Raw genomic sequence first — 2,668 nt, forward strand, 5'->3', positions numbered from 1 at the left:
TTCTCCACCAGCACGTCATCCGCGCTCACCACTCCCTTCTCGGCCGACACCGCCAGTTGTATACAGGAGCCTGCGGTGGCCCGGGGGGCCACCGCCACATCCAGTACGTCCTCGCGCAACGCCTTGCTCCAGCGCTCGTCCTGGTCGTCCAGGTCGGATTGGAAACCGGCATCGAGCATTTCCCGGATCGGCTCGATCATCGAGTACGGCATGGTCACGTGCAGATCGCCGCCACCGCCATCGAGTTCGATATGGAAGGTCGAGACCACCACCGCCTCGCTGGGGCCGACGATGTTGGCCATGGCCGGGTTCACTTCGGAGTTTATGTACTCGAAGTTGACCGGCATGATCGCCTGCCAGGCTTCCTTGAGGTCGATGAAGGCCTGCTCCAGCACCATGCGCACCACTCGCAGCTCGGTAGGGGTGAACTCACGCCCTTCGATCTTCGCGTGGCGACCATCGCCGCCGAAGAAGTTGTCCACCAGCTTGAACACCAGCTTGGCATCGAGGATGAACAGCGCCGTGCCGCGCAGAGGCTTGATCTTCACCAGGTTCAAGCTGGTGGGGACGTACAGCGAGTGCACGTACTCGCCGAACTTCATGACCTGCACCCCACCCACCGCCACGTCGGCGGAACGGCGCAGCATGTTGAACATGCTGATCCGGGTGTAGCGGGCGAAACGCTCGTTGATCATCTCCAGGGTCGGCATGCGTCCACGGACGATGCGATCCTGGCTGGTCAGGTCGTAGCTTTTGACACTGCCGGGTTCGGCAGCGTGTTCGGTCTGTACCAGACCGTCGTCGACGCCATGCAACAGCGCGTCGATCTCATCCTGGGACAGCAGGTCCTGCACGGCCATGTCGTGTTCCTACTGCAATACGAAGTTAGTAAAGAGCAACTGCTCGACCACTACCTTGCCCACTTCTTTCTGGGCCACCTCCTGGACGCTGGCGGTGGCTTTCTGACGGAGCATTTCCTGGCCGACCGGGGTCGCCAGGGTGTCGAAATTCTGCGCGGAGAACAGCATCACCAGGTTGTTGCGGATCACTGGCATATGCACTTTCAGTGCGTCCAGGTCCGCCTGGTTGCGCGCCAGCAGGGTGATGCTCACCTGCATGTAGCGCTGCCGGCCATTCTGTGTGTAGTTGGCGACGAAGGCCGGCGCCATGGGCTCGTAGATCGCCGCGGGCTTGACGTTGGTAGCGGTTTGCGCAGCCGGGTCGGGCTTGCTCTGGGCACTGTGCATGAAATACCAGGTCGCACCGACCGACAGGCCGATGGCCAGCAACAACGCCAAGACAATCAACAGGATAAGCTTGAGTTTGCTTTTCCCTGCGGTGGGTTTTTCTGCTGCTTCGCTCTTCGCCATGCCAATAATCCGTCACTATTCGGGGGTTCACAGTCGCACGGCAAGGCAAGAGCAAGTGTTATGCCAGATTTGTCAGGAATGACAGGAGAAAGCAGGCACGGGAGCGTCCTGCGAAGTTGACCAGCCGGGCAGCCGGCTCGCGGTCATGAGGATCGAAGCGGGGGCCAGCTTACCTGGCCGCCCGCTCAGCAGGTCAGGCGTAGTAGTCCACGACGCTGCTGCCGATCACGGTCTGTACCGGCGCCGCGACTTCGGCCACGGCATGGGGCTGCCCGTCATCGCCGATCTCGCCATCCAAGCGCGCGCCGTTGCCCGAGGAACCATTGGCACGGTTCTGGCCCTGCTGCGCCTGCTCCTGGCCCTGCCAGCCACGGGACTGGTCGGAGACGTTGACGTCCACCTGGCCCAACCCCTGTTGCTGGAACATTTCCCGCATGCGGTGCACCTGCCCTTCCAGGGCTTCGCGAACACCGGCGTGAGCACTCATGAAGCTGACCTGGGTCTGCTGGTCGGGAATCATGTGCACGCGGATATCCAGGCGCCCGAGCTCGGCCGGCTGGAGCTGGATATCCGCCGACTTGAGATTGACACTGGACAGGTACATCACCCGATTGACCACCTCATCGGTCCAGCCACCCTGGTTCATGGCCAGCGGCTGGTTGACCGGGACCGCGTTGGCGGTCTTGGGCGTTGCCGCCTGCGTGAGGGCTGCCAGGCGGTTGGCGAAGTCGTCCACCCGGGTATCGCTGGACGCGCCCTTGAGGTCTTTCAGGCCTTCGGCGATCAAGCCACTGAAGGCCTTCTCGCCACCCTGCTCGGCGCTGCCCTTGCCAATCTGCTCGAGCATGCCAGCCATGCCGCTGGCGATGTTCTGCGTCGAGGCCAACCGGGTATCAGGGTTGTCACTGGCCGGGGCTGCCTTGGGTTGCGAGCGGCTGGATTCGGACACATGGCCACTCTGCTCCATGGCCAGGCGCACCGCCGGCAGCGCATCCAGGGGATCGGCCTCTGGATCGAATGCCTCCTTGGACGGTTCCGCCGCCGGTGTCGGCGGCGGGATCGGCATCACTGCCGCTGCCACTTGGGCTGGCACCGCCACCGCGGCGGCCTCGACCTGGGGCTGGGCTGGCGGCACGACAGGAGCCGGCTCGACCGCGACCACAGGCGGGCCCTGCACCGGGCTCGGGTCCAACGGCGGTTGTGCGCTGGGTTTGCTATCCGTCACTGCCGCCATGGTGTGCGCTCGTGCCTCCCCTGAACCCGGGATCTCCGCCTCCGCACGGTCTCTTCGGCGGCTA

General features: G+C 63.8%; 3 protein-coding genes. All 3 read right to left on the bottom strand.

Going from position 1 to position 2,668, the window contains the following annotated elements; genetic code table 11:
- On the bottom strand, nucleotides 1-860 hold an 860-nt coding region (gene fliM, locus ACK6AU_RS31725; protein WP_409303702.1), incomplete at its 3' end, for a flagellar motor switch protein FliM.
- A gap of 9 nt (nucleotides 861-869) precedes the next feature.
- Nucleotides 870-1,370, bottom strand: a complete 501-nt coding sequence (fliL, locus tag ACK6AU_RS31730; RefSeq protein WP_185700711.1) for a flagellar basal body-associated protein FliL — start codon at nucleotides 1,368-1,370, stop codon at nucleotides 870-872.
- Nucleotides 1,371-1,563: 193 nt separating this feature from the next.
- Nucleotides 1,564-2,668: flagellar hook-length control protein FliK (locus ACK6AU_RS31735; RefSeq protein WP_409303704.1), on the bottom strand; the 1,105-nt coding region annotated here is incomplete at its 5' end.

This window comes from Pseudomonas sp. KCJK8993 (assembly GCF_046230915.1).
GTDB lineage: Bacteria > Pseudomonadota > Gammaproteobacteria > Pseudomonadales > Pseudomonadaceae > Aquipseudomonas > Aquipseudomonas piscis.

Excerpts from the sequence above, each read along its gene's own strand:
- fliL (WP_185700711.1), bottom strand. The coding sequence starts at position 1,370 with ATGGCGAAGAGCGAAGCAGCAGAAAAACCCACCGCAGGGAAAAGCAAA.